This is a genomic window from Saccharibacillus endophyticus (assembly GCF_013185185.1).
Lineage (GTDB): Bacteria > Bacillota > Bacilli > Paenibacillales > Paenibacillaceae > Saccharibacillus > Saccharibacillus endophyticus.
The window spans coordinates 420079-446716 of record NZ_JAAZWE010000002.1 but is presented as its reverse complement, the minus strand read 5'-3'; the positions used below and the strand labels follow the sequence as shown (position 1 = coordinate 446716).

The 26638-nt window shown below is 50.7% G+C and carries 22 protein-coding genes, 2 tRNA genes and 1 riboswitch; of the genes, 10 read left to right on the top strand and 14 right to left on the bottom strand.

Annotated elements, in window-relative coordinates:
- Positions 1-74: 74 nt before the first annotated feature.
- The gene (locus tag HRQ63_RS07960) at positions 75-2264 is read right to left on the bottom strand and encodes an ATP-dependent Clp protease ATP-binding subunit (RefSeq protein ID WP_172241633.1); all 2190 of its coding nucleotides are present in this window, start codon (positions 2262-2264) and stop codon (positions 75-77) included.
- 370 nt (positions 2265-2634) lie between these two features.
- On the opposite strand from HRQ63_RS07960, the gene HRQ63_RS07955 reads away from it, so the two are divergent.
- The 3 genes from HRQ63_RS07955 to HRQ63_RS07945 all read left to right on the top strand — a co-directional run bounded on the left by HRQ63_RS07955 (position 2635) and on the right by HRQ63_RS07945 (position 5121).
- Positions 2635-3432: a MerR family transcriptional regulator gene (locus HRQ63_RS07955; RefSeq protein WP_172241630.1), complete on the top strand. Its 798-nt coding sequence runs from the start codon at positions 2635-2637 to the stop codon at positions 3430-3432.
- A gap of 204 nt (positions 3433-3636) precedes the next feature.
- Positions 3637-4623, top strand: a complete 987-nt coding sequence (locus tag HRQ63_RS07950; RefSeq protein ID WP_172243378.1) for an alpha/beta hydrolase family protein — start codon at positions 3637-3639, stop codon at positions 4621-4623.
- Positions 4624-4659: 36 nt separating this feature from the next.
- The gene (locus HRQ63_RS07945) at positions 4660-5121 is read left to right on the top strand and encodes an NUDIX hydrolase (RefSeq protein ID WP_172241627.1); all 462 of its coding nucleotides are present in this window, start codon (positions 4660-4662) and stop codon (positions 5119-5121) included.
- A gap of 394 nt (positions 5122-5515) precedes the next feature.
- On the opposite strand, the gene HRQ63_RS07940 is transcribed toward HRQ63_RS07945, so the two are convergent.
- From HRQ63_RS07940 to HRQ63_RS07925, 4 genes are all read right to left on the bottom strand, one after another.
- Positions 5516-6973 carry a glycoside hydrolase family 1 protein gene (locus HRQ63_RS07940; RefSeq protein ID WP_172241624.1) on the bottom strand — a complete coding sequence of 486 codons (1458 nt, stop codon included), beginning with the start codon at positions 6971-6973 and terminating at the stop codon, positions 5516-5518.
- Between the two features lie 110 nt (positions 6974-7083).
- A complete protein-coding gene (locus HRQ63_RS07935; protein ID WP_172241622.1) occupies positions 7084-8994 on the bottom strand; it encodes a beta-glucoside-specific PTS transporter subunit IIABC in 1911 nt (636 codons plus the stop codon).
- A 194-nt stretch (positions 8995-9188) separates the two neighbouring features.
- On the bottom strand, positions 9189-10025 hold the full coding sequence (gene licT / locus HRQ63_RS07930) for a BglG family transcription antiterminator LicT (RefSeq protein ID WP_172241619.1): 837 nt from the start codon (positions 10023-10025) through the stop codon (positions 9189-9191).
- A 271-nt stretch (positions 10026-10296) separates the two neighbouring features.
- Positions 10297-11145, bottom strand: a complete 849-nt coding sequence (locus HRQ63_RS07925; protein WP_172241616.1) for a helix-turn-helix transcriptional regulator — start codon at positions 11143-11145, stop codon at positions 10297-10299.
- A gap of 148 nt (positions 11146-11293) precedes the next feature.
- Here HRQ63_RS07925 and fabF point away from each other — a divergent pair, with 148 nt between their 5' ends.
- From fabF to HRQ63_RS07910, 3 genes are all read left to right on the top strand, one after another.
- Positions 11294-12535 carry a beta-ketoacyl-ACP synthase II gene (gene fabF, locus HRQ63_RS07920; RefSeq protein ID WP_172241613.1) on the top strand — a complete coding sequence of 414 codons (1242 nt, stop codon included), beginning with the start codon at positions 11294-11296 and terminating at the stop codon, positions 12533-12535.
- A 122-nt stretch (positions 12536-12657) separates the two neighbouring features.
- Positions 12658-13278, top strand: coding sequence for a TetR/AcrR family transcriptional regulator (locus tag HRQ63_RS07915; protein WP_172241610.1), 621 nt, complete (start codon positions 12658-12660; stop codon positions 13276-13278).
- Positions 13275-13715, top strand: a complete 441-nt coding sequence (locus tag HRQ63_RS07910) for a DoxX family protein (protein ID WP_172241607.1) — start codon at positions 13275-13277, stop codon at positions 13713-13715. Before HRQ63_RS07915 ends, HRQ63_RS07910 begins: the two co-directional genes overlap by 4 nt.
- A gap of 84 nt (positions 13716-13799) precedes the next feature.
- Here the strand turns inward: HRQ63_RS07910 and HRQ63_RS07905 are convergent, their stop codons facing one another.
- The 4 genes from HRQ63_RS07905 to HRQ63_RS07890 form a co-directional block, all read right to left on the bottom strand.
- Positions 13800-15545 (bottom strand): methyl-accepting chemotaxis protein, encoded by a 1746-nt coding sequence (locus tag HRQ63_RS07905; RefSeq protein ID WP_172241604.1) that lies wholly within the window; start codon positions 15543-15545, stop codon positions 13800-13802.
- Positions 15546-15548: 3 nt separating this feature from the next.
- Positions 15549-17141: a pyridoxal phosphate-dependent decarboxylase family protein gene (locus tag HRQ63_RS07900; RefSeq protein ID WP_172243375.1), complete on the bottom strand. Its 1593-nt coding sequence runs from the start codon at positions 17139-17141 to the stop codon at positions 15549-15551.
- A 151-nt stretch (positions 17142-17292) separates the two neighbouring features.
- A riboswitch (cyclic di-GMP riboswitch) is annotated at positions 17293-17376 on the bottom strand.
- A gap of 225 nt (positions 17377-17601) precedes the next feature.
- Positions 17602-17674: transfer RNA gene (locus HRQ63_RS07895), tRNA-Lys, on the bottom strand.
- A 9-nt stretch (positions 17675-17683) separates the two neighbouring features.
- Positions 17684-17758: transfer RNA gene (locus HRQ63_RS07890), tRNA-Ala, on the bottom strand.
- Positions 17759-17833: 75 nt separating this feature from the next.
- On the opposite strand from HRQ63_RS07890, the gene HRQ63_RS07885 reads away from it, so the two are divergent.
- From HRQ63_RS07885 to HRQ63_RS07875, 3 genes are all read left to right on the top strand, one after another.
- A complete protein-coding gene (locus HRQ63_RS07885; RefSeq protein WP_172241601.1) occupies positions 17834-18487 on the top strand; it encodes a recombinase family protein in 654 nt (217 codons plus the stop codon).
- Positions 18453-19163, top strand: coding sequence for a recombinase zinc ribbon domain-containing protein (locus HRQ63_RS07880; RefSeq protein ID WP_172241598.1), 711 nt, complete (start codon positions 18453-18455; stop codon positions 19161-19163). The genes HRQ63_RS07885 and HRQ63_RS07880 overlap by 35 nt, the downstream gene beginning before the upstream one ends.
- Positions 19164-19752: 589 nt before the next feature.
- Complete coding sequence (locus HRQ63_RS07875; RefSeq protein ID WP_172241595.1) at positions 19753-20916, top strand: serine hydrolase domain-containing protein; 1164 nt, start codon at positions 19753-19755, stop codon at positions 20914-20916.
- Positions 20917-21480: 564 nt separating this feature from the next.
- Here HRQ63_RS07875 and HRQ63_RS07870 read toward each other — a convergent pair.
- A complete protein-coding gene (locus HRQ63_RS07870; protein WP_172241592.1) occupies positions 21481-22566 on the bottom strand; it encodes an AI-2E family transporter in 1086 nt (361 codons plus the stop codon).
- 275 nt (positions 22567-22841) lie between these two features.
- On the opposite strand from HRQ63_RS07870, the gene HRQ63_RS07865 reads away from it, so the two are divergent.
- A complete protein-coding gene (locus tag HRQ63_RS07865) occupies positions 22842-23117 on the top strand; it encodes a DUF6171 family protein (protein ID WP_172241589.1) in 276 nt (91 codons plus the stop codon).
- A gap of 25 nt (positions 23118-23142) precedes the next feature.
- Here the strand turns inward: HRQ63_RS07865 and HRQ63_RS26155 are convergent, their stop codons facing one another.
- From HRQ63_RS26155 to nirD, 4 genes are all read right to left on the bottom strand, one after another.
- Entirely contained in the window at positions 23143-23985 is an 843-nt protein-coding gene (locus HRQ63_RS26155; protein WP_172241586.1) for a methyl-accepting chemotaxis protein, read from the bottom strand.
- Between the two features lie 172 nt (positions 23986-24157).
- A complete protein-coding gene (locus HRQ63_RS07855) occupies positions 24158-25003 on the bottom strand; it encodes a methyl-accepting chemotaxis protein (protein ID WP_172241583.1) in 846 nt (281 codons plus the stop codon).
- Between the two features lie 313 nt (positions 25004-25316).
- Positions 25317-26144, bottom strand: coding sequence for a formate/nitrite transporter family protein (locus HRQ63_RS07850; protein WP_172241580.1), 828 nt, complete (start codon positions 26142-26144; stop codon positions 25317-25319).
- A gap of 79 nt (positions 26145-26223) precedes the next feature.
- Complete coding sequence (gene nirD / locus HRQ63_RS07845) at positions 26224-26556, bottom strand: nitrite reductase small subunit NirD (RefSeq protein WP_172241577.1); 333 nt, start codon at positions 26554-26556, stop codon at positions 26224-26226.
- Between the last annotated feature and the right edge of the window lie 82 nt (positions 26557-26638).

Here is a 26638-nt window from a genome sequence, read left to right as displayed (position 1 = left end):
AAAGAAAACTGCCCTGAACCGGTAATCGGTCCAGGGCAGTTTTTTTGCATCTATAGGGTTGAAAAGAAAAAGGATTAGGCTTCTTTGTGCAACAGAGGAGTTACGCTCGTTTGAACATCCTCGTTTCGCACGACCACGATCTGATCGTCGACCAACTCGACCGTAATCGCGGTGACGTCCTCGTCATCCAGCAGCAGATCGGTCACGCCGTCTTCCACATGCTGTTGAATCATGCGGCGCAGCGGACGGGCACCGAAGGAAGGATCGTAGCCCAGCTCGGCCAGTTTGCGTTTCGCTTCGTCCGCGACGTCCAGCGAGATGCCGCGCGCCGACAGATTGGACTTGATCTCGCCGAGCATGTTGTCGACGATGCTCACAAGGTCTTCTTCCTTGAGCGAAGCGAACGGCACGATCCCGTCGAAGCGGTTCAGGAATTCGGGACGGAAATGCTGACCCAGCGAATTCATGATCGAGCGCGTTTCTTCGGTTTTCGCCGTGAAGCCCATCGTGATTTTCTTTTCGGCCGCCGTGCCCGCGTTGGACGTCATGATGATGACCGTGTCTTTGAAGCTGACCGTGCGGCCTTGGCTGTCGGTCAGGCGTCCGTCATCGAGCACTTGCAGGAACATATGCTGAACGTCGGGATGCGCTTTTTCGATCTCGTCGAGCAAAATGATGCTGTACGGATTGCGGCGCACTTTTTCCGTCAATTGACCCGCTTCTTCATGGCCGACGTAACCTGGAGGCGAGCCGATCAGTTTGGAGACGGAGTGGCGTTCCATGTATTCGCTCATATCGAGACGGATCATCGCGTCATTGCTGCCGAACAGCTCGTCCGCAAGAGCTTTGGACAATTCCGTTTTGCCGACGCCGGTCGGGCCGACGAACAGGAAGGACGCGATCGGCTTACTATCGTTGCGCAGTCCGGCACGTCCGCGGCGAACGGCCTTGGCAACTTTGTCGACCGCTTCGGCCTGACCGATGACGCGGCTTTCCAGGCGCGAGGCCAGATTTTTCATTTTGCCGCGTTCGTCCGCTTGCAGCTTGCCGACCGGGATGCCCGTTTTGCGTTCAATGATGTTTTGAATATCTTCGACGCTGACTTCCAGCATTTCTTCGGCCGGAACTTCGCCGTTCAAGCGAGCGGTCAGAGCCGATTCTTCATCGCGCAGCTTGGCGGCACGTTCGTAATCTTCTTCGCGGGCAGCGGCGTCTTTTTCGATCTTGATTTGTTCCAAACGAGCTTTGATCTCATCGGTTCCGCCTGTCGAAGCACGCAGATTCAATTTCGCGCCGGATTCGTCCAGCAGGTCGATCGCTTTGTCCGGCAGGAAACGGTCTTGAATGTAGCGGCTCGACAAACGCACGCATGCTTCGAGCGTCTCGTCCGGGTAGCGAACGCCGTGGAACTGCTCGTATTTCGCGCGCAGTCCTTTCAGAATCTCGATCGTTTCTTCGGCAGTCGGCTCATCGACGGTTACCGGTTGGAAACGACGTTCCAGCGCGGCGTCTTTTTCGATCTGACGGTATTCTTTGAGCGTCGTCGCGCCGATCACCTGCAGCTCGCCGCGAGCGAGTACCGGCTTCAGGATATTGCCCGCGTCCATCGAGCCTTCCGCGGAACCCGCGCCGACCAGCAAATGAATTTCGTCGATGAACAGCAGTACGTTTTGGCGCTGCTCCAGCTCGGCGATCAGTTGTTTGATCTTTTCCTCGAATTGACCGCGGACACCTGTGCCTGCCACGAGGGAAGCGACGTCCAGCGAGTACACTTCTTTATTCAAAAGCTTTGCGGGAACCTGACCTTCCGTGATGCGGAGCGCAAGGCCTTCGGCGATTGCCGTTTTGCCGACGCCCGGCTCGCCGATCAAGACCGGATTGTTTTTGTTGCGGCGGTTCAGGATTTCGATGACGCGATCGATTTCTTCGTCGCGTCCGATGACGTTGTCGATCTTGCCGCCGCGAGCCGCATCGTTCAAGTTGCGGCCGAGCTGGTCGAGCAGACCGCCGCCGCGGCGACCGCTTTGAGCTTGAGCGCCTTGCTGGCGGGATGGCTGTCCGTTGGAAGACTGACCTTGCATGAAGCCTCTGAATAACTCCTCGAATGGAGATTGGCCCGACTGTCCCATGCCTGCCGCGAACGGCACGCCGCCGCTCACTTTGGCGTAGCAGTCTTCGCAAAGGAACATTTTTTCGGATTTATTGTTAAGGGTGAGGCTCAAACCGACGGTTGCTTGATTATGGTTACAGTGTTGACAGCGCATGAAGGCATGCCCCTTTCATTGTAGGATTTAAGTATTTCTCATGTGATTCAGGAAACGGCGGTCCCTTCAGGAAGAAGGGGCCTGCCGGAATAGGGGGAACGAAAGTCAAAGGCTGCACAGAATCGAAGATCGTGAATCGGAGGTCACATTCTTCAATGTCGTTCGCAAAAGTACAAGTTTGATCTTTCGACCTGACTTTGACTTTCTTTGACCTTATTATACCTCGTGCACAATCAATGTCAACACTTTTTCGGTTATTTTTAGTAAGTTTGTTGAAAAAGGTGGCAAACACGAAAATACGACTTGAAGATTGACCTTAGGTCTGACCTAACCTTTATAGTGAAGAAAGGAATCGGAAAGGGGAAAGGCCATGAATGATTTTTTGAGCATCCGCGAATTTGCGCAGTTGATGGGAGTGTCCGTGCATCAGGTGCGTTATTTTGAAGAAAAAGGGCTGCTGCTTCCCGCGCATATCGAAGCCAACGGTTATCGGCGCTACGGCGTTGACGAAATTTACCGACTGTCGCATGTTCTGCTGCTGCGTAATTTGAACATCCCGGTAGCGCAGGTCGGCCGGGTACTTGACGACTACGAGTCCGAAGCCCATGAACGGCTGCTGCGCGATTCCGTGCAGCAGCTTCAAAGCGAGATCGCCCGCTTGCAGCGAATCGAGCATTTTACCCGGCACATTTTGGAGGAACGGGCGAACATGCAAAAGCAAACGAACATCCGGCGGGAATTGCGGCGTAAGCCGGATCGCAAACTTGCGCGGTGGACGGCACTCGGAGATCGAACCGAGCCGACGGCAAGAATGCTGTTCGAGGCGCAAGAACGTCCGACGAATCTGTTCGAGGCAGACTTGTACTATATGCAGAGCGATCAAGGAATGATTTTATATTTTGATGCAGAAGAAGGTCAGAAGGAGTATTCGGTCGATCGGATTCTTGAACGCGGTTTGTATTTATGCGAGAACTTCGATGCTGTCGATAACGCGGAGGTTGGCCAAAGAATAGAAGAGGCTTTTCTCTATATTCAAGAAACCTTCGGCTTTGAGGCGGAAACCTTCGTTTTGATCGAAAAATCGTATCTCTCGCTGTTCGGCGGAACGTCGATGAAGGTCGAGCTGCAAGTCCGCGTGGGAGAGTGGGGAGAAGATGACGAATCTTGAAGTCTTATCTTCTCTTCGGATTGAACCGAGCACTGCGGATCATCATCTCGATTTGACTCAAGGCATGAAGGAAGGGGAATTCGAAGCAAGATGGAGAGAAGACAAGCGATTGAAGATCAGAATCAGATTGCGGAGCAGCAGAAACCGTACAAGCAAATCCAACCATCTCGCCGCAGAAAACGGCTTTGGATCACCGGGGCGGTTATGCTTGCGATTGTCGCGACGGCCGTCGCCTTGTTCCTTGTTCAAAATACGTTCCGTTTTGACGAGCGGCAGGTGTCGATCGAGACGCCGGAGGGGATATTGACAGGCGTGTTAGCGTTACCGGAAAACAGTTCCGGACCGTTCGGATTGGTTGTCTTCGTCCACGGGGACGGTCCGACGAACGCCACCTATGACGATGCGTACAAGCCGATCTGGGAAGCTTTTGCCGAGGAAGGCTATGCGTCATTGTCGCTGGATAAAAGAGGGATCGGCGGCTCCGAGGGAAAATGGCTGAATCAGAGCATGGAGGATCGGGCGAACGATACGCGGCATGCGATAGAGTGGGCGCGCGCTCAGCCGAAGATCGACGCTTCGCGCATCGGCCTATGGGGAGCAAGCCAGGCAGGATGGGTCATTCCCAAAATCGCCCGCGAAGAGCCTGATCTGGCGTTTCATATTCTCGTAGCTCCCGCGGTGAACTGGATTCGGCAGGGACAATACAATACGCGAAAAGAATTGGAGCAAAGCGGAGCATCCGAGGCGGAAATCGCAAAAGTCGAACAAGAAGACGCCGTTGTGCTGGAACTGTTGAAGCAGCGTGCAACTTATGAAGAGTATCGGGAGAAAGTCGCCTTATCCGATGAAGAAGCCATTTCACAAGACCGCTGGACTTTTATCGGGAAAAACTTCGAATCGGATTCGACCGATGAATTAGCGAATTTTAAAAGTCCCGTGTATCTGGTGCTGGGCGGCAAAGACATCCATGTCGATTCGGACGATACCGAAAAGGTATACCGTGCCCGGGTTCCCGAGTCCTTGCTGAGTGTACGGCGTCTGCCGGAAGCGAACCATTCCATGCTGAAGCCGCAGATAGCCGATTCGGAGCTGCTGACGACGGCCACCGCAATCTTCATGCCCGGAAAATTGTTCGATCAAGGATACTTAAGCGGAATGCGTACCTTTTTGCGCACGATTCCTATACAGTAGATCCTATACAATAGAAACAAGGAGTTGAGTTCATACATGCCCGTACCGTTCAAACGCGTCAGCGTTGCCCATATTTTTTTGATCCAACAAGACCAAGTCCTTCTTCTGAACAGGCAGAACACAGGCCATGACGACAACCGATACGGACTTCCCGCAGGCAAAATCGACCGCGGAGAAACCGCTCCTCAAGCCGCTGTCCGAGAAGCTTTCGAAGAATGCGGCGCCGTCGTCGATCCCAAAGACCTGCACCTCATCGGAGTCTTGCAGATCGGCCCCCCTCATTCGGAAGCCGACGAACGCATCAATTTCTTCTTCCGAGCCAACCGCTGGACCGGAGCAATCACCAACCGCGAACCGGATAAATGCCAAGAACTAAGCTGGTTTCCGTTAAACAGCCTTCCCGACACGACGATTCCTTTCATCAAACAAGCCTGGAAAAACGCCCAACAAGGCGAGTGGTACGGTACTTTCAACATGAAGCCATACGCCCGTGACTGAGCCTATTCAAAATCTGAGGCTGTCCCGCAATCCCACCGGTTAGAAATTCGTATCATCAAAAAGCATAAAAAAACAAAAAGCCACTCGGCGCGCCTATCATCTTCAAGGAAGATCGCAGACGCGCCATACCCTGAGGGAAGCAGGGAGCGGCTTTAACATGCAAGTATTTGATTCCATCCAACAATCAAAAATCTTTCCTAACCTAACCTTTCAAGAGCTGACAATAAGCTTGAGGAACCTGTCCGATCGCGGACGAAGCTAAAAGCGGAGGGGGAATTCAGTGAAAAATGCCTTTGAACGCGGAAAGCTGCAAGCTTTCTGCGTGAAACAGCGTTTTGAACGAATTCCCCCGCAGCGCCCAAGCTTCCTCCCCGAACAGGACGTTCCCGGAAGCTTATTCCAAAGCTTCCCCATTACTGGAGATTACTTTTTTGTACCAATGGAAGCTGTCTTTCCGCGAACGGTCCAGCGTGCCTTTGCCTTCATTATCCTTGTCGACATGAATGAAGCCGTAACGCTTCTTCATCTCGCCGGTACCCGCGCTCACCAGGTCGATGCAGCCCCAAGGCGTATAGCCGATCAAGTCGACGCCGTCGATAATCGCTTCCTTCATTTCCTTGATGTGCTCACGCAGATACTCGATCCGGTAATCGTCATGGATCGAACCGTCGGCTTGAACTTCGTCCACCGCGCCCAGACCGTTTTCCACGACCATCATCGGCAGACGGTAGCGGTTATAGACATTGTTCAGTACCCAACGCAGACCTTGCGGGTCGATTTGCCATTCCCAAGCGCTGGCTTTGAGATATGGGTTTTTGAGGCCCATCGACATATTGCCGCCGATTTTTTCCTGCTCCGGATCAGCGCTGACGCAGACGGAAGAGTAGTAACTGAACGTATAGAAGTCGACCGTGCCTTCCAGCAGCGTTTGTTCGTCGCCTTCCGCAATTTCAAGTTCGACGCCTTTTTCGGCAAAGTAACGCTTCGCGAAGCCCGGATATTCGCCGCGTACCTGAACGTCGCCGCACAGGAAGTTGCCGATATTGTCTTTTTGCTGCGCCAACAGAACGTCGTCCGGGTTGCTGGTCAGCGGGTACGCGCACATGTAGGCGATCATGCAGCCGATTTTGAAGTCCGGATCGATCGAGTGTCCGAGTTTGACGGCTTTGGCACTGGCTACGAATTGGTGATGCAGCGCTTGGAAACGAGCTTGGTCGGAGCTGGAGTTCGGGTTGGTCAGCTCCATGCCGCCTTCGGGAAGCATCGCACCGGCCAAGAATGTTCCGAACGGCATGGTCAGGATATTAATTTCGTTAAAGGTCAGCCAATATTTCACGACGCCTTTGTAACGATTGAACAGCGTCTCGCAGTATTTGACGTAAAAGTCGATCACGCGGCGATCGGACCAGCCGTTGTATTTTTGCGCGAGAGCGAAAGGCGCTTCGTAATGGGAGATCGTGACAAGCGGCTCGATGCCCTGCTTTTTCAATTCGGCGAAGACGTTGTCGTAGAACTTCAGGCCTTCTTCGCTAGGTTCCGTATCGTCGCCGTTCGGGAAGATTCGGCTCCAGGCAATAGACAGACGGAAGACTTTGAAGCCCATTTCGCCGAACAAGGCGATGTCTTCCGCATAGCGGTGATAGAAATCAATGGCTTCGTGACTCGGGTAGTTCTCGGTCGGCAGCAGCTCGGTCGTGATGCGGCGGGGCACCGTATGCGTACCTGCGGTCATCATATCGGAAGTGCTCAGGCCTTTGCCGCCCTCATTGTACCCGCCTTCAAGCTGATTGGCCGCGGTAGCGCCGCCCCATAGAAAGTTTTCCGGAAATCCGGTCGGGATTTTATAGCTCATGCATATATTCCTCCTCAAAAAGTAAAGGGCGCGGAAGCTCGGAACATGTAGTCGCGAGCTTCCGGAACGCCCCGGAATGCGGATGATTCAAAGTTTCTTGACGGACAGCATTAGATGACCACGGTCAGCAGACCGTCTTGGTATCCGATATCTTTCTTTTCCGTTTCGATCACGTCGAGATAGCTTCCCGTGTTCGAAATGATGATCGGAGTCGTCAGGATATATCCTTCTTGACGGATGGCGTCCATATCGAACTCCATGAGCAGATCGCCTTTTTTTACGGTATCGCCTTGTTTGACTTGCGGCGTGAAGTATTTGCCTTTGAGCTTAACCGTATCTTGTCCGACATGGATCAGGATTTCGACGCCCGTGTCGCTCGTGATGCCGATCGCGTGACCCGAAGAGAAGAGGGAAGTCAGCACGCCGTCAACCGGCGAATACACTTTGCCTTCGATCGGTTCGATCGCGACGCCTTTACCCATAGCGCCGGTGGAGAACGCTTCGTCTTTGATCGTGGACAGCGCGATCACATTGCCTCTCATCGGGCTGCCGACGGTTTCTTGTTGGATAACGGAATCGTCTTTTTTGGTTGGAGCATTGTCTGTTGTTACTGCGTCGTCTTTGAACATGAACAGCGTAATGACGGTGCCGAGCACAAAGCTGACTACGATGCCGATAATCGCGCCGTAGAAGCCGGCATCGATTCCGTTCGGTCCGATGTAAGACGGAATACCGAAGATACCCAGACCGCCGATACGATAACCTTGCGTACCCATAGCGCCGATGATGCCGCCGCCTACAGCTGCTGCGATACAGCTGATAATGAACGGTTTTTTACGAGGCAGCGTAATACCGTAAATGGCAGGTTCCGTTACACCGAAGATTCCCGAGATGAAAGCCGGAATCGACAACGATTTGAGCTTTTTGTTTTTCGTTTTGAGCAGGATTGCCAGAACAACGCCTGTTTGAGCGAAAGAAGCGCCGAACATGCCTGCAAGAACCGGGTCTTTTCCGAGAATAGTCAGGTTGTTGATCGCGATCGGCACGAATCCCCAGTGCAGACCGAAGATCACGAATACCTGCCAGAAAGCGCCCATGATAACGCCTGCGGCGATCGGACTGAAGTTGTAAACCGCGAGCGTGCCGTTGCCGATCAAAGTACCTGCCCAAGTCGCGATCGGGCCGATAAAGATGAAGGTCAGAGGAACAATAACGAGCAGGGTGCAAAACGGTACCAGGAAAGTTCGGACAACGCTCGGAATCGTTCTTTTGAAGAAGGCTTCAATCTTGGAACCGACGTAAGCCGCGATGATGATCGGAATAACGCTGGACGAATAGGTCATCAGAATAACCGGTATGCCCAGGAACGTAATGAAGACCGGAGATTCGAATATCGTGCCGCCGAATAACGTATACAAAGGTTCCGCGCCCGAGGTCGTGATGCCCGCGATATTCGGATAGACAAGCGAGGCGCCGATCGCCATGCCGATAAAGTGGTTGCCGCCGAATTTTTTGGAAGCCGTGAATCCCAGGAAGATCGGGAAGAAGTAGAAGAGACAGTCGCCGATGGCATTCAGGATTTGATACGTACCCGAAGCTTCGGTCAACCAGCCCAACGTCAGGAACAAAGCATTGAAGCCCTTGATCATACCGGTTGCGGCCAGTACGCCGAGCGTCGGCGCGAACACGCCGGAAATCATATCGACGAAGCGGTTGAACAAGCTTATCTTTTCTCCGGAACCCGAACTTCCGTCCGAACCCGATTCTGCCGCAAAACCGCCCGCGGCGTTTACTTCGGCATAGACGTCAGGTACATGGTTGCCGATGACGACTTGATACTGTCCTCCGCTTTTCACGACCGTAACGACGCCGTCCATATTTTTGAGCACGTCGGTGTTGGCTTTGTTTTCGTCTTTCAATCTGAACCGAAGTCTGGTGACGCAGTGCTCCAGACTGTTGACGTTTTCTTTGCCGCCTACGTTTTGGATGATGTCTTTCGCTAATTTTTCGTATTTCCCCATTGTTCTCGCCCCTTTTACGCGAATGATGATCAAGGATATAAAAAAGGCGAGACCAAGCAAGCGCGCGTCCCTCGGCATTCCGAAGGAACATGCTTGCTGTTGGTCTCGCCTGCATTACCAGTCACGATCCGTAATTTTATGAAATTGATAACGCTTACTGAATACGTTCTCTTTTATTGCGTCGGGACGTCCCGTCAGGGGGCCGATTCCCGGGTAACGCGGTGAATGTGCAGCGTCAGGTACAATTTTTCTTCGTCGGGCAGTTCGATCTGAAGGTACGTCTCGACTTTGAGCATGCAGGCGTAAGCTTTTTTGTACTTCGACTTGACCTGCTTGAGCAAAAAGTCGTCTTCGAGTTCCCCGCGCGGGGGCTTGCCGATCCGCTGAAAGAAAAAACGCAGATGCGTCACGAAGCGCTCGTAACTGATCGAACTCTCGTCCGGCGATTTGCCGTAGCTGTACTTGATGATGTTTAAAATATCGCTGATCTTTTCCGTCTGCGCCGTCACGTTTTCCGTTCGACGGGAAGATTGGTCGATCTGCGCATTGATCAGGTGGAGAGCGACGTTGGCCGCTTCATCCTCCGGCAGCTTTTTGCCGACCGAGTCTTCGATGAACTCCAGCGCTTTCTTGCCGATCGCGAATTCCTTCGGATAAATGCGCCGTATTTCCCAGATCAGCGGGTTGGTCGTCGTGATGCCTTCCTCCAGCAGCTTAAGCGCATTGTTCATGTGGTCCGTCAGCGTCACGTAGATGTAATCGCTCAGCGGCACGTCCAGCATGTTTTTGCCGTATTCGATGATGTCGTAGCATAAGGAGATATACTCGGGCGGCACATCTTCCAGCAGGAGCTTGAATTTCTCCGAAGCGTCTTTTTGCTGCAAAACGAAAATTTTTTCGACCAGGTCTTGATCCACGGCCTCACCGACCTTTTTTTTGAACGCGATGCCGCGTCCCATAACCACGAATTCGCTTTTACCCGCGTCACTGGCTATTATGGCGTTGTTGTTGAAAATTTTCCCGATGATCACCTGCCGCCCTCCTTATCCTGCGAAATCATGAAACGGGCGATATAAGCGCTTACACCCAACTTGTAGAAAAGAGATTGGTACGAAAAGAAGGCAAAACCCAACACATATACGGCTAGCATATGCGGTGGGTTTTGCCTTCTTCAGTAACAATCCCAAGGCAATCATAGCAAGAACTAGATGGTTTGACAAGAGAAAAGAATACGCTTTCTTTATGTTTTTTTCGAGACCGTTTTCGATCGAATTGCATGCTAATAGAAGAAAAGTCGCGTTTTTACGAAAAATTTTCTTCGTCCATCAGGCGCCGTAATTTGCTTTCGGTGGGTGTATCCGGCGCGGGCGTGTAAATGCTCAAGCGAAGATCATCCTGTCCGGACACGCTCAGCGACGTCAGCTCGTAAACCATTTTCCCGGCTTTGGCGTGGCGGAATTCAAGGTGGACTTCCGGCGCGTAACTGACCTGTCCGTGCTCCCACATCGATCGGAATTCGGGATGGGTTTCGCTCATTTCCCGCAAAAACCGTTCGTACCATTCGTCGCTGACGTAGCGGCCGTAGTAAGAGCGGAACATGGACAGAAAGCCGCTGGCGAATTGTTGCCAATTGACGGCCAACCGACGAAATTCCCGCCGCGAAAACAGAAGACGAATCATGTTGCGTTCTTCCGGCGGAATGCGATCGAAGTCGAGGAAGACATGGCAGGCTGCCTGATTCCATCCGACGATATTGCACATCCGATCCGAGACGATGACGGGGCAGTGCCGAAGTCCGGTGATGATTTTTTGCAAAGAAGGACTGATTTGAAGAGCATCGTTCTCGGGTGTGTAAGCAGTCGAACCGTCTTCGATCGCGAGCGAGTACAAGTATTTGCGTTCGTCGGCATTCATCTTGAGCGCGCCGGCAACGCAATCGAGCACGGAAGGCGAAGCTTGGATATCGCGTCCTTGCTCAAGCCAGGTATACCAGGTGGTGCTTACGCCGGCCAATTGGGCCACTTCTTCGCGGCGCAGCCCGGGCGTGCGGCGTCTGGTTCCTGCGGGGAAGCCGACGGATTCCGGAGAAATTTTGGCCCGTTGGCTTTTGAGAAAGGCGGATAAGGCTTGAAGTCTGGCCGTTGCATTCATGGACGATCAACCTCCTTTAATAGGAATCAGGCAGTTTTTATACCCTTATAAACGGTAACTTGTACTAGGATATTTTACGTGACATGATAGCGGTATGCAAAGCCTGTCGTTAACGTCAAAGGCTAAAATTCAAGGAGGAACATAGAGAATGGAAAGAGTGGTCATCACGGGAACGGGCGTCGTATCGCCGCTGGGGATCGGAACGGAAAACTTTTGGTCGCATTTGGTTCGTGGAGAGTCCGGCGTTTCGTTTATCGAAGCTTTTGAAGCCGGCGGTTATAAGGTAAATATCGCGGGAGCGGTAAAAGATTTCGATGCGTTGGGCTTGCTCGGAGCGAAAGAGGCGCGGAAGCTGGATCGATTCTGCCAATTCGCGCTGGTTGCGGCCGAGCAGGCGATCGAGCAGTCGGGACTTGATCTGGAAAAAACGGACCGGGAGCGTATGGGCGTCTATGTCGGTTCCGGGATCGGAGGGATCGGGACGCTGATGGATCAGGCGGGAACGCTGGCAAACCGCGGGCCGGGACGCGTCAGTCCGATGCTCGTTCCGGCGATGATTCCCAATATGGCGGCGGCTTTGATCAGTATTCGCTATGGGGCCTTGGGAGCGTCGATGTCGCCGGTAACGGCCTGCTCGATCGGGAACACGGCGATAGGCGAAGCTTTTTTTCAGATTCAAGCCGGGCGTTCGGATGTGATGATCGCGGGTGGAACGGAAGCGGCGCTGCACGGGATTGCGCTGGCGAGCTTCTCCAATGCGACGGCGCTGTCGACACGGAATGATGATCCTACCCGGGCAAGCCGCCCATTCGATCGGGAGCGCGACGGCTTCGTGATGGCGGAAGGCGCAGGGATTTTGGTGCTGGAATCGCTTAGTCATGCGCTGGAGCGCGGAGCGGCGATTCTGGGCGAAGTGATCGGATACGGGGCGAGTTCGGATGCTTATCATATGGTGGCGACGCCGGAAGACGGACAGGGGGCGGCGCGCGCGATGCGATTGGCGTTGAAAGAAGCGAAGATAGATCCGGGAAAAGTGGATGTCATCAGCGCGCATGCGACGAGTACGGTACTCGGCGATCGTTCGGAGACGGCAGCGATCAAAGCGGTGTTCGGAGAAGCCGCGTATGAAATTCCGGTGACGGCGAATAAATCGATGACCGGGCATATGCTGGGCGCATCGGGAGCGGTAGAAGCGATAGCGTTATTGAAGTCGCTGCAAACGGGCATCGTGCCGCCTACGATCAACTTGGAGCATGGGGAAGAAGGATGCGATCTCGATTATACGGCGGGAAAGGCGAGAACGGCAGAGCTGAACATCGGCATTTCGAACTCGTTCGGGTTCGGCGGGCATAATTCGGCGATCGTGTTGAAAAAGTACGAAGGCATTTAAAGAAACATTCTCCCCGATGCGTCAAAAGATAACGGTGAATTTCATTTACAAACCGACGGTCTGTTTTTATAATGAAAAGATACATCACCGTTTTCTTATCCGACGGCGCAGGAGGGATCATTTTGAAACAGGAACAACGCAGGCGGCAAACGACCGCGCTTTTATCGGATACCGTCAAAAAGCTCGTAACGGCCAAAGGCTGCGGCGCAATCACCATGAAAGACATCATGGAAGAATCGGGTCTGTCGAAAGGCGCGATTTTTCATTACGTCAAAAGCAAGGACGAATTGTTCGTTCAAGTCTTGCGGGAGCGCCTCGAAGAAACGAATCGGCAATTCCGAGAGGAGGTACTGCAGGGAGGAAAGTCGTTTGCCGAGCCGATGCAAAAAATTTCGGACAGCATCGCCGCTTATGCCCGTACGGAAGAGGTGACCAACAAGATTCTGCTGTATTTGTTGGGCAAAGAAGAACAACCGCTGATCGCGGAAGCTTTAAAAGAATACGACGAACGCACTCGGGCTTTATCGGCGGAATGGATACGGATCGGTCAACGGTACGGCTTGATTTCCAAAAAGGTCGACGCGGACCGTACGGCGGACATGTTCGTGCTATTGACGATGGGGCTGCGCGTGCGAGCTTCGATTGCGGGAACGTCCGGCTCGTTCGACGCTTCGCATCTCTCCGAGTGGATCGCCCGAACGCTTCAACCGCACGATCATGCCGCAAAGGAGAGCCGGACATGATTCCTTTTTACGCGTTGATCGGTTCTTTCCTGTTGTTCAAAACGTTCGGACTGATCGGCATCTCGCATTTCGAAGGCTGGCAGACTTCGCTGCAAGCTTCGGTCGCCGTGATGTTCGCATTGGGCGCTTCCGCGCACTGGGGAGCGAAAAGAGCCGACTTGATCCGAATGGTCCCTCCTTTTTTTCCGAAACCAGCCGCAATCGTGACGATCACGGGATTGCTTGAAATTGCCGGCGCGATCGGACTTTTGTTTCCGGCGACTGCCGCCGCGGCTTCCGCCGGTTTGGCTTTGCTGCTGCTGGCGATGTTTCCCGCGAACGTGTTTGCGGCACGAAAAAAAATGACGGTCGGAGGGAGAGCGGTTCCGGGCTTGGCGGCACGCGCGCTGCTGCAAGCCGTTTTCATTGCGGCTGCGGTCGCGGCAGGAATGGTTTGATAGGAGAACAAAGCGATATCCGCAAAACGAAAACAGGAGAAAGCCGGTAACATCGGCTTTCTCCTGTTTGTCGATTTCAAACAATCAAGACACTTTGAAATATTGCACGGAGGCTTGCAGCTCGTCCGCCATTTGAGACAGATTGCGTATCGCGCCCGCGATTTCTTGGATCGTGGCGCTTTGCTCTTCGATCGCGGCTCCGACTTCTTCGTATCCGGCCGATTGCTCTTCGGTGATGCCGGATATTTTTTGCATGGAATCCGTAATCAATTCGAACGAACGATCTGTCTTATCGAGCGAGTTTTTCAGATGGCCGATTTGGGAAGAGAACGAGGAGACGCCGTTGAAGATCGTATTGAAGTTCTCCGACATCTCGTTAATCCATTCTTGTCCTTTTTCTACAGCCTGGTTGCCTTGTTCGATGCTCGTAAGCACGGATTGGCTGTCCAACTGCGTGCTTTGAATCAGTTCGGTGATCGAGTTGGCCGCATTGGACGATTGTTCGGCCAGCTTCTTGACCTCTCCGGCAACGACCGCGAAGCCTTTACCGTGTTCGCCGACGTGTGCGGCTTCAATGGAAGCATTCAGCGCCAGCAGGTTGGTCTGCGTGGCGATATGCGTAATGACGGTGATAAATTCACTAATCTCTTTCGAGCGCGTATCCAGCTGGGCAGCTGCATCTTGAGATTGTCTCATTTCCTGTTGGATGACGTTCATTTGGTTCAACGTCTTCTCAACAAGTACTTGACCGTCTTTGGAGTAGGAGCTGACCTCCCGGACCATTTGCTGCATGCCCGCGACCTCGTTCGTTACCTTAGCCAGTTCTTCGTTGACTTCCACGATCGAAGAGGTGCTGTCGTTGATCGAAATCACGACTTCGGATACGCCTTCGTTCACGCTGTTCATGGAAAGGGCAACCTGATGAGAGCTGGCTCCCATTTCATTGGACGATTGATTGATATTGCCGGCTGTCGTCGAGAAGACTTCGGAAGAACTTGAGATTTGATGAATCAAAGTCTCCAAGTTGCCCCGCATCGTATTGAACGAATCAGCCAACGTACCGAGTTCGTCCTCGCGTTTGAGTACCAGTTCCTCGGTCAGATCGCCTTCCGCGACTTTTCGGGTCGCGTTCACCAGTCGGTTGATCGGGCGAGTCAGGCTGCGGCTGAGCAAGAAGGCTACGGCGATACCGATGACAAGGACTACGGCAACGATAATAACCGTGAACCAGAAAATGAAGGTTTGCGTAGCCGGGATGACGCTTGCGTCAATATCGATTCCCGCAATCCCGAATGTATTCCCGTCACGATCTTTGAGAGGAAGGAAGACCGATTTGTGAATGCCGTACTCATCTTCGTAGATCGAGCTGTACGTCATCTTCTGTGAATCGATAGCCGTCTTCATTTCATCCGAAAACGCATAGTCCGTTCCGAAATCATCGTCTACGCCGGTCAGGATCACGAGCTGTTCCTTGCCCGTGTTGTTGCTGAGAATGTACACATTTTCCAACGTATCGGTTACGAGTATGTTCTCCAGCTTGGCTTTGATTTTCTCGTGCGCCGCACTGCCCGTTCCGTCAATGTCTGCCGGATTTTCGGGGATCGATTCCAAATAAGCATTGATCGACTGGATGCTGGTCGCGAGCCGCAGGTCGAACTGACCCTCCAATTCACTTGTGAGCCGGTTGCTGATTTGGGACTCTGCAATGGAGAACGCCGCACAAGTAAACACGATCAACAAGATAATCGAAGAAATCATTTTCGCCGAAATGTGTTTCTTATACCAGCCGAACAAGGACTTCTTGGCTGGATTCGATGGTTGCTTTAACACGTGTTACCCTCCGATTGGTTGCAGTGTATCTGCATAGGAATGAAATACGGTGTCGATATTTTGTTTGAGATAGTCCACGATTTCCGGCACGTGCGCAACTTCCGTATAAGGCGAAATCACGAAAAGTTTAGCGGCGGACAGGGAGGTTTGGCTTCCGTCGCTCGTGGGCACGACCAAATGCTTTTTCGTATCCCCGAAGAACATGATCTCACGTTTCTGGCCTAAGACTTCAAACAGCTGTTCGTTCAAGCGATTCGTCTCTTCGATGCGAGCAAGTGAGCATTGACCGGACAATTCCGCTTGGAAATCGTTCCGGCGATCCGGGTAGATCCGGAACAGCGTCATGATCGCCGGATTTTCGTCATTGACGATAACAGCCTCGGGAACTTCCCGGCGCAGCGTCTCGCGGAAGGCCAGATTGACTTCGACAAACTGAGCCAGCAGACGCTGGTAACCTGTCACGCCGAATGCCAGAAGCGCGCTGTAGATACTGATGGAGCTTGCCATGCGCGAGCATTCCAACGTGTAGCCCGTATGATAATCTCCGTAACCCCGGTGTCCGACATAAGGCGTTTCTTCTTCGGCAAGATCGACGAGTTGAAGGTCAGCAGCATTTTTCACCAGGAAAAGGCTTGTCGAATACGGAGTTTGTCCGAGCTTTTGGAAATCGAAGCAGAGCGTATCGGCCAGCGACATGTACTGCATTCTGCTTTGGATCTTCTGCAAAGCTTCCAAGACTTGCGGCGTGAATCCTAGCGGATTTGCAAGGAAGTCATACTCCCGGAAAAAGGCAAAGAATCCGCCGAGCGCAGAGTCCGCATGAATATGCGGGCGTTGGATGCCGTATTTGCCCGCAACTTCGGCAGCCGTCTGAAGCACCAGTTGGACATTATCGATACCCATCGCGTCCGTAGTGCCGGTGGTGGCTACGACGTAGACCGGAATGCCGCCTTCGGCGATGACTTTCTCCATCTTTTGACGAAGGTCTTCCGTGTCCATCGAACTGTCGGAATGCGTGCGAACCTTGATCAGGTTATCGCTGCCGAGTCCTGTTGCTTCCATGGACTTGAACAAGCTGTAATGAGCGGATTCCGAGCAGAAAGCGTACAGGTTGCGAGGAACGCCTTTACGGGGAGCGTCCGGCGCGACTTTGGCGATCGCCAATCTCAAACCCGTGAAAATAGCTCCCTGTCCGCCCCATGTCGTGTAGCCGCCGCTCAACTGCGGATCGTACCCCACCAGCTTGGACATCATGCTGATGACTCTCACTTCCGCTTCGGCACCTGCAGGACCATATACGTCCCAAAGGTTATTCCCGTTCACGAGGAATGCCGTGATCATGCCCAAAATTCCCGGAGTGCTTGCCATCGGCAGGATATTCGTCAAGAAATACTTGGAATGGTAAGGGTGATTGTGCAGCAGCTTCAGCAAATGCTCATTTACTTCTTTTTGGTCCGTGCTGTCCGTCGGGATTGCGCTATTTCGAATCAAATCGGTATAGAAAGATTTCGAACGTTCTTTTTCGCCCGACAGATTGACGCCGTTCGGATTTTTCAAATTATCGACGCCCGTGATCAATTGCTCGATGAGCTGCATAAACTGCTGACGTTCTTTTTGATTGCCGTCCTCGCTCGGAAAAAAGGTTTGTACGGAATTCTCTTTGTAGTTGGACACGCCTGGGTTCCTCCCCGATCTAAAATGTAAAAAAGCGAAAGTGGGTACAAATACCTACTAATCGCCGATTGATAAATGCAACTGGCTGACTACTCCGGCGGATTTAGTCCCTATAGCTTTGCGTCCTTATTTTTCAATAAGTTTGCTAAAATATGAAATTAGGATCAAGATTTTTACTTGGTTACAAGTACATAAATCCCATTCTGGAGCCAAATAGAATTATAGTATACCTATTTGAAAGTAGCAATGAAAATTTACATACTGTGTCAATTTATTATAAGCAAGTTCTGTTTGAGGGATTATATTAAGTCTTTGGAACTAGTTTTATCGATTAAAGAAGAGCACAAAAAAAGAAACGACATTTTGTCGTTTCTTTTTGGGATGGATTCTCAGGGGCTCGAACCCTGGACCTGTCGATTAAGAGTCGAATGCTCTACCAACTGAGCTAAGAATCCATATTTTACTGGTGGAGCGTAGGGGGGTCGAACCCCTGACCTCTTCGCTGCCAGCGAAGCGTTCTCCCACTGAACTAACGCCCCAATTAAATTATCGGCAAGAAATAATATACCACAAAAAAAATGCCAGGTCAATAGTTCTTTACTAAGTAAATAATCATGGCAGAGATTAAAAAAGTAGCTACATTTTATCGAGTATCAACTAAAGCACAACTCGAAGGAAACGATATACCTATGCAGAGAAGGGCCTGTCAAGAATTCGTAGATAAACAAGGGTGGACATTAGTAAAAGAATATACTGAAAAAGGTGTATCGGGCTATAAGACTTCAGTTGAAGATCGAGATGAAATTCAAAGAGCTAAATATGATGCAGAAAACGGATTATATGACGTACTTCTATACTTCATGTTTGATCGTTTAGGGCGTAAAATCTACGAGACTTCCCTTTTGCTCAAATGGTTCAGTACAAAAGGGATTGAAGTATGGTCCGTCAAAGAAGGAGAACAGCAATTTCAAACTGAAGGCGACGACGCTGCCAACTTCCTTAGATTCTGGCAGTCAAATCATGAATCTAAGAAAACGTCTATTCGTATTGACGAAAAACATGTACAAATGGCTCAAGACGGTTTGTACCGTGGAGGCACTGCTCCATTTGGTTATTGTCTTGTTAAATCTGGCGTTATAAACAAAAAGGGTAAAGAACTTATGAAGCTCGCAATTAATGAAGACCAGGCAGTAATAGTCAGGCAAATGTTTGCGTTCGTAAAAGAGGAAGGCTATGGGAGTAATCGAATTGCTAAATACCTTTTATAATAGCAAGACTTACAAACTTGCATCTGGAGAAATTCAGAAATGGAAACGCGCTGTCTATAGATGTAGTGGAAAAGCGCTTAGAAAGAACGAATGTATCGGGCAAACAATTTATTCTCAAAGTAAAATTGAAGACGCAGTTCTTGAAGAGGTAACTCGCTATTTAAATCATATGAAGAAAATTGATTATAAAAAGTTTGCCAAAGATTATAATCAAGAAGAGTATGGGCTTATTCAAATAGCTTTAAATGAAAAAAACAAAGAGTTACAAGACGCATATGCGGAAATCGATACTTTGAAAAAAGAGGTCACTAAAAGCATTCTTGGCAAAAGCGCCTTCAAGCCTGAATTACTAAACGAAATGATTGAGCAAAAAGAGACGGATATCCAACGTATTGATTCCGAAGTAAGAAAGCTTGAAGAAGATTTTAAAATTAAAAAACTAGAACTTAGCGATATCAGAGAACTTGCAGAAAACATCAGGATTTGGCTTACTAAATTCAATGAGTCTACTCATGAAAAAAAGAAAGTAATGCTTAGGGGATTGATTAAAGGGATCACTATATTTAAAGACTCTATTGAAATTAACTTTAGAATCGACGTCGTGCAATTCCTTTCTACCGCAGGTAATGGTAGTATTTCAGATATAAGTACTAGAGCGCATAGCTGGCGGCGATGAATCCCTTACGCTCCACCAATATCATACGAATAATTAGCTTAGTTATCGAACATTCGACTTTTAATCGACAGGTCCAAGTTTCCAGCTTTTGAAAATCCATCTCAAAAAGAAACGACAGAAATGTCGTTTCAGATTGTCTGCACACTCAAATTCTTGAGTTTGCCTACATTCTGAAAAAGGATCCTCTCTAAATTAGAGAGGATCCTTTTTCATGCTGCTTTAACTTGAAGAGCAAGTATGATATCAAATATGACAGCTCACTCATCAATATTCTTGAGAGTGGTTTGATAGGTAGAATTTGAATTATCTATAGGCAATTCTTTGTTTAAGAAATCAATATACATATTAAACTTAAGTACTAGCTGGCTTTGCAAAATGAAAGCGAACAGATCTTTTCGATAGCCACGGACGATGTGAAATTCTTAAAAGTAACTTGTATTTATAGGTGTAGCCTGTTTGTAAAGAAAAACACAGAGTATACATAGAGCTGGCTAAAACGTTTCATATCTGCCAAAATGGAACGTGAAAGCGGATTATTCTTTATGCATACAAGAAAAAACGCTAACTAACGGAAAACGAGGCGATAAAAATGGCACAATTCGATCATTTATCCGCGCTGCTGAAGTCTTTTACGGAACAAGGGCCTTCCGGCTGCGCCTGTATGATCGCGAAAGACGGAGAAGTCGTATATGAAGGATATTTCGGGCAAGCGAATCTGGAAAAAGGAACCGCAGTAAATGCCGATACGGTGTTTCGTTTGTATTCGATGACCAAAGTGATTGTCTGCACGGCAGCGATGATTTTGTTCGAACGCGGCAAATTTTTACTGAACGAGCCATTACATCTGTATCTGCCCGAGTATAAGAATGTACGGAAGACCGTGACGCAAGCAAACGGACAAGTCCATACCGAACCTGTACAAAATCCGATCCTGGTCCGGCACGCCTTCGGCATGATGACCGGGCATCCGTATCCATACGGAGAATCGCTGACTGCGCGCGAGATTACGCGTTTGCGCCAAGAACTGAACGAGAAGACGGGCGGACGCTACACGCTGCAGGAAGAAGTCAACGCGACAGCGCAAGCACCGGTCATGTTCGAGCCGGGCACGCGCTGGATGTACGGATACGGTCACGATTTGGTCGGAGCGCTGATCGAAGCCGTTTCCGGTAAAAAGCTCGGCGAGTTTTTGCAGGATGAAATTTTCGAACCGCTCGGAATGAAAGACACTGCTTATCGCTACCGCGACGATATTAAGGAACGGATGGCCGTCATGTACGAGCGTGCCGAAGACGGCACGCTCACTCCGGCATCGGAAGAGATGGATGCTCTGCACCAGCCGGATGCATTGCTGGAACCCGGCGGTCAAGGCTTATACGCAACCACGCGCGATTATATGAAATTCGCCAGCATGCTAGCCGCAGGCGGCACGCTGAACGGCGTCCGGATTTTAAGCCGCAGCACTATCGACCTGATGCGCACCAACCAACTGAATGACGCGCAGCTCGCCGATTTCGCTAACTCGTACTCGGCAGGTTACGGCTACGGCCTCGGCGTTCGCACCCTCATCGACCGCGCCGCGGGCGGCAGCAACAGTCCGCTTGGCGAATTCGGCTGGACGGGCATGGCCGGGACCTGGACTTCGATCTCGCCGGAAACAAATACGGCCATCGTCTACATGCACCAAATGCTGCCGAACATGGAAGAGCATCATCACCTGCGTGTCCGCGCTGCCGCCTACGGCGCTCTTTAAGCCGCTCGCTGTCTTTTATCCAACTTTCATCGGCGTTTCAGGTTGTTTTCAGGTTCCGGGGTTATTCTATATTCAATCCCCTCTAATCATAGAGCTTGACCCCGACGAAGCCACCTCGTCGGGGTCCTTTTTTTACGATTTGCTTCTCCCGATTTTTGTTCCAGAAAGAAAGATCGAATTTTAAGCAAATCTTTAAGTTACAGTCAGCTTCTTTTCAGCTTGAGCGCTTAATATACACGTAACCCCTCTTTGAGAGATATATGTATCCCCGTCGGAGCCACCCCGACGGGGACTTTTTTTGTTCGTAGATCTTTTTTCCTTTGTGTCGATCTGCTTCAATACTTTCAGCGCAGCAAAAAGACCGAACCGCAAACCCCGGTTCGGTCTTCTTACTTTTAAAAAAAGTTCTGCAAACGAGCGCAGAAGCGGAGGGAGAAATTCAGTGAAAGACGCCTTTGAACTCTGAAAAATCCCGCTAAAAACTTCAATCGATTTTCCGAGTGAGACAGCGTCTTGAACGAATTTCTCCCGCAGCGTCACCCAGTGCCACCCGCCGCACCGAAACTACTGAACCTTCGGCGGCATGATAGGCGGCTCCCCTTTCTTCTTCGCGGAAACTTTCCCTCCCGGCTCAAGCGGAACCTCCAAAATATCAAGCAGGAAGATAAAGATCGGCACCCCGACGATCAATCCCCATGCGCCGAGGAAATGCTCGCCCAGCAGCAAGATCAGGAACGTGAAGAAGATCGGCAGATGCGTTTTGTTCGACATGAACTTCGGATTAAGCACATAAGCTTCGATCGCATGCAGTACCACGATCATGATCAGAATGTACAGAATCATTTTGAAGCCGCCGATATTGAACGCAATCGCGCAGAGCGGGATGAGCGAGATCACGACGCCCATGACCGGTACCAGACCGAGCAGGAAGATCATGAGCCACAGCGCGAACAGATTCGGGAATCCGAACGCCCACAGGAAGATCAGCGAGAGCAGGGAATTCGTCAGCGAGATCATGAATTGGACTTCAAGCACTTTGCCGAACGAAGCCACGAACTTGCGACCGAAGTATTCCAGCTCCGTGAAGAAGTAAGCCGCTTTGCTGTAACGGAACTTCGACATGAGCGAAGAGACTTTGTCTTTTTCCAAGTTAAAGAACAAGCTCAGAATGAACGCGATAAACAGGTTAAGGCTCCATTTGCCGATGTCGGTGATCGTATGCACGATGAAATCCAGACCGCCTTCGACGTAGCTCGCGATATCGAATTCCTTGACGGAGTTCATGATATAGCGCGTGAACGTATTGTCGGGCAGAGCCAGATTAGACAGATTGTTATAGAAGGAGATGACCTGATTGATTAACTGCTGAATTTCATAGATGAAGACGGGCAAGTAACGGTAAATCCCGAATCCGAGCGCAAATACCAGCAAGGCATACGTCAGGACGAGCACGAGTTTACTGTTGAGCTTGATGCGATCCGTTCCTTTTCGTATAAAACGGTGCAGTCGGTTCATTAGATACGTGAGGATAAATGTGATGAGCAGCATGCTCAGCATGCTCCGGAGCGAAATGAGCAGGACGAGGGCCAAAATCAGCGCCAGTGACCTGCGAATTCCCGGAATGTAGAAAAAATCTCTAAGGGCCTTCATGAAATCGCGGTTCTCTCCTTCGGAATCAGACTTTCGGCTGCCCAGAAACGTTTTCGATCTTTCGATTAAAACACGGACAACCGATGCGTTATGCAAACTCTTTCTATGTAATAGTTTAGAGTCTCATGGGTAACAAAAGCAAGCACGCAAACAGTACATCGGTTATAAGCGGGAAGAAATTTCTCAACGGTTGACGGGGCCACTTATTTCCGTTTTATAATGATAAGACAGACCTTAATCATTCATGAAAAAGTAAACGGATCGGAGAGGGAACGATGCAGAGTACCAATCGAACCTGCAGAGGATGCAGCGAAGAGTTTGCGGTCAGCGAAAAGCAAATGGAGCGATTGCTTGCTTCGGCGGCTTTTGCACCGGAGTTGAGGGTTGATGTAGAGGCGTATGAGGCGAGACTGCAAGCTTGCAAAGCCTGTCCGAAGTTTCAGGGAGGGACGACCTGCATGCTATGCGGCTGCCTGGTTCCGGTGATCGCCCATTTAAAAAGCAAAAACTGCCCGTATCCCGGCGGAGGCCGGTGGGCAGTTCAGGCATGAAGTGAGCCTGTCGGTTTCGGCTCTATCAGGCATGCGCTTTGACATGATATTGCAGCAGGCTTTGAGACAGATCCTGCATCGAGCTGCCGGTCTGCTGCAAGCGCTCGATTACATCGGTAAACGAAGAAACCAACTCGGCCTGTTCCTTCGAAGAGGCGACGATCTGCGCGATCTCGGCTTCCATCGTGCGGATGGAGTCTTGAACGTCTTTGAGAGCCGTCTCGATGTCCGCTGTTGCTGATTTGGAATGCACGGCCAGCTTGCGTACCTCGGCGGCAACGACGCCGAATCCGGCACCCAACTCGCCGACGCGGGCAGCTTCGATTGCGGCGTTCAGCCCTAGCATATTCGTCTGGTCGGAGATTTCCTTGATCAGCGTCGCGACACTCGTGATCTTGCCTGACTTTTGCACGGCCGTCTTCGTATTCTCCAGAATTTGTTCACTGGTTGCCTGAAGCTGTTGCGAATGTGCGGCGATGCTTTGGGTCATGTCGCCCAGCTGTTCGGCAATCGCGCCGTTCGTTTTGACGATCGAATTCAATTCGTCGCGGCTCTTCTGATTATATGTAAGATTTAATACGGCGATCACTTTGTTATCTTCGAGAATCGGAACGACGACGGATTCGAGGGGGGCGCTGTACCAGTCTTCCGGAAACTTTAAAATGAACGGCTCTGTACGGCCTTCCAGGGTCACGAAGTTCTCGAAGCCTTCTTTCATCGGTTCTCCCGTATGATAGCCCAGATGGAAGCTTCCCGCTTGCTCGTAATACAGGACATGCGCAGCATCATAGATGGTGACAGCAACCTCTTCGCGGGCTACCGTGCTGAATAAAGGAGCGGCTTGCAGCAATGCTTCTAGCTTGTTCATCGTTTCACATTCCTTTCCGTATATAAACGCCTACCTACCTAATTATCGGAAAAAGAACGGAATTTTGAAGACGTTTTTATAAAAAAAGAAAGCCGCTTGCTCCTGGACGGAGACAAGCGGATCTTATTGTTAAGGCAAGTAATCGTTGTTAGTCCTCGGCCTGAATTTCCGGTTAGCGGACATCTTTATGATAACGGGTCAGACTGGATGCCAGATCCTGCATGGACTCTCCGGTCTTTTGCAAGCGTTCGATCACGTCCGTAAAGTTCGTCACGAGATTGGCTTGTTCTTGCGAAGACGATACGATCTGGGAAATTTCGTTTTCCATGACGCGGATCGAATCTTGTACGTCTTTCAGCGCCAGCTCGATATCCGCGGTAGCCGATTTGGAGTGGACGGCCAGTTTGCGCACTTCGGCAGCGACGACTCCGAATCCGGCTCCGAGCTCGCCGACACGGGCAGCTTCGATTGCGGCGTTCAAGCCGAGCATATTCGTCTGGTCGGAGATTTCCTTGATCAGCGTCGCGACGTTATTGATTTTGCCCGAGTTCTGTACGGCTGTTTTGGTGTTGACAAGGATCTGCTCGCTGGTGGCTTGAAGTTCTTCGGCATGAGCGGCAATATGTTGAACCATATCGACCAGGTTCTCGGCGATCGAGCGGTTGTCGTTGGCAAGCGTTTGGAGCTTCTCCTGGTTGGTTTGGTCGTAGCTGATCGTCAATACGGCTGCGACTTCTCCGTTTTCGAGCAAAGGGATGGTTACGGAATGCAGCGGATAACCAAACGTGAACATCTCCGCCGGGTATGCGTCCAGACGGGCTTCTTTGGAACCTTTCAACGCAGCGAAGTTTTCAAAGCCCGGATATAATGGATCTCCGGTTTTGTAACCCATGTCGAAGTCTCCGTGCTGCGCATAGTAGAGCATATGGGTGCGATCATAGATGATGACCGCTGTGTTCTCGCGCATCATTTTTCCCAGGTAAGGGGCTACGGCAAGCATTGAATCGACGATACTCATTTCTAAGTCACTTTCCTTTCCGTATAAAAGCAAGAGTGGATAAAATAGGGATAAGCTTAAAAAGTTACGATGGATGATTAAGTAAAACAAAATGGGAAATAGAAAATATGAGTCTTAAGTACGGATCGAATATAAGGGTAATTTGTGATTAATTCAATATTAAAAGCGAATTTTGTTGAAAATACAGGGATAAAGAACTAGGTTATTTTTATGAAAAACGGTTTCGGATAAGCGGATTTTTGGTAAAAAGAGGAACAAAAAAGTCTTTGCCATAGGCAAAGACTTTTGCGGGAAGCATATGGAACGAGGATACTTAAGAAGCCGGACGGGTCTCCTGCCGAGCTTCCGGAGCCTCGTTTTGAACGGATTTGCGAACCGGGGAGATCGTCCAATATGCGCAAGCGACGAAAAATGCACCGCCGACGATATTGCCGAGCGTCACGGGAATCATGTTGTGCAGCCAGCCGACCAAGGTGATCGTTTCCGGATGGCCAGGCAGCAGCAATGCGGTACTGAGAAGCGTCATATTCGCTACGCTGTGCTCGTAACCGCTGGCGATAAAGGCGAACAGACACCACCAGATCAGCATGATTTTGGCGATATCGTTCGTGGTACGGCTTGCCATCCAGATCGCCAGACAGACGAGCCAGTTACACAAAATACCGCGGAAAAACAGTTCCATGACGGGTAAACTCATTTTTTTGGCAGCAGCGGCGAAGATCAGATGCTCCGGTGCGATCCCTTTGAAAAGTCCGGTTCCCAGCACCAGCAGGCTGAGTACGACCGCACCGGCCAGATTGCCGAAAAAGACCAACGTCCAGTTTTTGCCGAGATCTTTTACCGACGTGCGACGCGCCAGAGTCGAAGCGGTGAAGAACATATTATTTCCGGTAAAAAGCTCCGAGCCTGCAAAAATAACGAGGGTGAGCGCGATCCCGAACGAAGCCCCCATTACCAGCGATTGAACAGGCGATTTGATTGCGGCGAGCGGAGCGCCTAACGAGAAAATCAGAATGATTCCAAGCCCGACATAAGCTCCCGCCAACACAGCGCTAATGAAATAACGGAGCGGGTGTTCGTTCATGAAATCTCTTTTTTTAGCAGCAGCTTCGACAATGGAACGTACACTTTCGGTAAACATAACCTTCAGCCTCCTGGGCGCGCGAATAGGCAAATCAGGTGAAGCAAAAGAAGCTAAAGAGCCGCATTCGGCTCTTGCCTTACTTCGTGAACAGAATCACTTGCTCGTCCGCGATTTCAGTGCGGAACGTACGAACTTGTCCGCTATCCGGTTCTTGAACAAGACCTGTTTTCAAGTCGATTTTCCAATCGTATAACGGATCGTAAATATAATGCCCGGATACGATGGCTTCGGCCAACGGGCCGCCTTTTGGATGGGGATTCAGGTTCTCGACCGCATACACTTCATCTTCCGATGTGCGGAATACGGCGATTTCGGTCTCGCCGACGATAAAGACACGACCCATGCGGCTTGGGAATCGATCGATTGCATCCAGGCTAACGGTGCTTACGGCATTTAATTGTGGGCTCATAGTCAAGCTCCTCTCGGGATTATAAGTAGGGTCAAACGAGAACGAAACGGGGGAGAAGAGAGGACTGCTTGATTGAATAGGC

Bases quoted from the DNA above. Each gene is read 5' to 3' on its own strand.
- HRQ63_RS07960 (WP_172241633.1), bottom strand. From the start codon at position 2,264: ATGCGCTGTCAACACTGTAACCATAATCAAGCAACCGTCGGTTTGAGC.
- HRQ63_RS07955 (WP_172241630.1), top strand. From the start codon at position 2,635: ATGAATGATTTTTTGAGCATCCGCGAATTTGCGCAGTTGATGGGAGTG.
- HRQ63_RS07950 (WP_172243378.1), top strand. From the start codon at position 3,637: ATGCTTGCGATTGTCGCGACGGCCGTCGCCTTGTTCCTTGTTCAAAAT.
- HRQ63_RS07945 (WP_172241627.1), top strand. From the start codon at position 4,660: ATGCCCGTACCGTTCAAACGCGTCAGCGTTGCCCATATTTTTTTGATC.
- HRQ63_RS07940 (WP_172241624.1), bottom strand. From the start codon at position 6,973: ATGAGCTATAAAATCCCGACCGGATTTCCGGAAAACTTTCTATGGGGC.
- HRQ63_RS07935 (WP_172241622.1), bottom strand. From the start codon at position 8,994: ATGGGGAAATACGAAAAATTAGCGAAAGACATCATCCAAAACGTAGGC.
- HRQ63_RS07925 (WP_172241616.1), bottom strand. From the start codon at position 11,145: ATGAATGCAACGGCCAGACTTCAAGCCTTATCCGCCTTTCTCAAAAGC.
- fabF (WP_172241613.1), top strand. From the start codon at position 11,294: ATGGAAAGAGTGGTCATCACGGGAACGGGCGTCGTATCGCCGCTGGGG.
- HRQ63_RS07910 (WP_172241607.1), top strand. From the start codon at position 13,275: ATGATTCCTTTTTACGCGTTGATCGGTTCTTTCCTGTTGTTCAAAACG.
- HRQ63_RS07900 (WP_172243375.1), bottom strand. From the start codon at position 17,141: ATGCAGCTCATCGAGCAATTGATCACGGGCGTCGATAATTTGAAAAAT.
- HRQ63_RS07885 (WP_172241601.1), top strand. From the start codon at position 17,834: ATGGCAGAGATTAAAAAAGTAGCTACATTTTATCGAGTATCAACTAAA.
- HRQ63_RS07880 (WP_172241598.1), top strand. From the start codon at position 18,453: ATGGGAGTAATCGAATTGCTAAATACCTTTTATAATAGCAAGACTTAC.
- HRQ63_RS07875 (WP_172241595.1), top strand. From the start codon at position 19,753: ATGGCACAATTCGATCATTTATCCGCGCTGCTGAAGTCTTTTACGGAA.
- HRQ63_RS07870 (WP_172241592.1), bottom strand. From the start codon at position 22,566: ATGAAGGCCCTTAGAGATTTTTTCTACATTCCGGGAATTCGCAGGTCA.
- HRQ63_RS07865 (WP_172241589.1), top strand. From the start codon at position 22,842: ATGCAGAGTACCAATCGAACCTGCAGAGGATGCAGCGAAGAGTTTGCG.
- HRQ63_RS26155 (WP_172241586.1), bottom strand. From the start codon at position 23,985: ATGAACAAGCTAGAAGCATTGCTGCAAGCCGCTCCTTTATTCAGCACG.
- HRQ63_RS07855 (WP_172241583.1), bottom strand. From the start codon at position 25,003: ATGAGTATCGTCGATTCAATGCTTGCCGTAGCCCCTTACCTGGGAAAA.
- HRQ63_RS07850 (WP_172241580.1), bottom strand. From the start codon at position 26,144: ATGTTTACCGAAAGTGTACGTTCCATTGTCGAAGCTGCTGCTAAAAAA.
- nirD (WP_172241577.1), bottom strand. From the start codon at position 26,556: ATGAGCCCACAATTAAATGCCGTAAGCACCGTTAGCCTGGATGCAATC.